The organism is Vibrio sp. (genome assembly GCF_050299255.1).
Taxonomy (GTDB): Bacteria; Pseudomonadota; Gammaproteobacteria; order Enterobacterales; family Vibrionaceae; genus Vibrio.
The window spans coordinates 1-1,163 of record NZ_JBNKVP010000181.1 but is presented as its reverse complement, the minus strand read 5'-3'; the positions used below and the strand labels follow the sequence as shown (position 1 = coordinate 1,163).

Genomic DNA, 1,163 nt, shown 5'->3' with positions numbered 1-1,163 from the left:
TACCCCGACGGTGTAACCCAGATATTTGTGCCATTACACACAAAAACACCAGTCATCTGGCAAAAACTCATCAGCCATCTTTACTGTATAAAGAAACAGTATATACTGTTTTCTTATACAGTATTGTTTAGATACACAGGTGAGAAAATGCTGGCCCATTTAACTGTAAACAACTTCGCTATCGTCAAATCTTTGCAATTGGAGCTCTCTCAGGGCATGACCACCATTACCGGCGAAACCGGTGCTGGTAAATCTATCGCCATCGATGCACTCGGCCTGTGTCTGGGCGGTCGCGCCGAAGCCGGGATGGTGCGCCAGGGTGAAGATAAAACCGATGTCAGCGCCGCTTTCATTCTGGACAACAATACCAATGCCACCCGCTGGCTGGAAGATAATGACCTGCTCGACGGCAGCGAGTGTATCTTACGCCGTACCATCACCGCAGAAGGTCGTTCACGTGCTTATATCAACGGCAGTCCGGTGCCATTATCTCAACTTAAATCACTCGGCCAGTTGTTGATCAATATTCATGGCCAACATGCTCACCACCAGTTAATGAAAAGTGACCATCAGATGGCCATGCTGGATCAATATGCCGGTCACCTTAACTTGCTAGCGCAAACACGCATTAGTTACCAGAACTGGCGACAAGCAGAGAATCAGCTAAAACAGCTGCAAGACAACAGCCAGCAAAACCAGGCTCAGAAACAGCTGCTGGAATACCAGATCAAAGAGTTGAATGAATTGGCGATTGGCGAAGAAGAATTCACTGAGCTGGAACAGGAGCACAAGCGCCTGTCTAACAGTGGTGAACTGGCGACGGCCTGTCAGCAAGCCATCGACCTTTTGTACGAAGGTGAAGAAGTCAACGCACTTGGTTTGCTGCAAACCACCAGCCATACCTTGCAGCAACTGGCCGATCTCGATAACAGTCTGAGCGCGCTACCTGATATGGTCGCAGAAGCGATGATCCAACTGGAAGAAGCCAATCGTGAGCTGCGCGGCTACCTGGAAAACATCGATGTCGATCCTCAGCGCATGGCCTATGTTGAAGAGCGCTTCTCCAAAGTGATGTCTATCGCCCGAAAACACCATGTGATGCCCGAAGAGTTGTATCAGCATCATCAGCAACTGCTGGCCGAGATCGAAGCGCTGGACTGTTC

Annotated in this window: 1 protein-coding gene; it reads left to right on the top strand. The window is 49.5% G+C overall.

The window, feature by feature from the left end:
• Positions 1-147 precede the first annotated feature (147 nt).
• On the top strand, positions 148-1,163 hold a 1,016-nt coding region (gene recN / locus ACQY6F_RS18940), incomplete at its 3' end, for a DNA repair protein RecN (protein WP_428776672.1).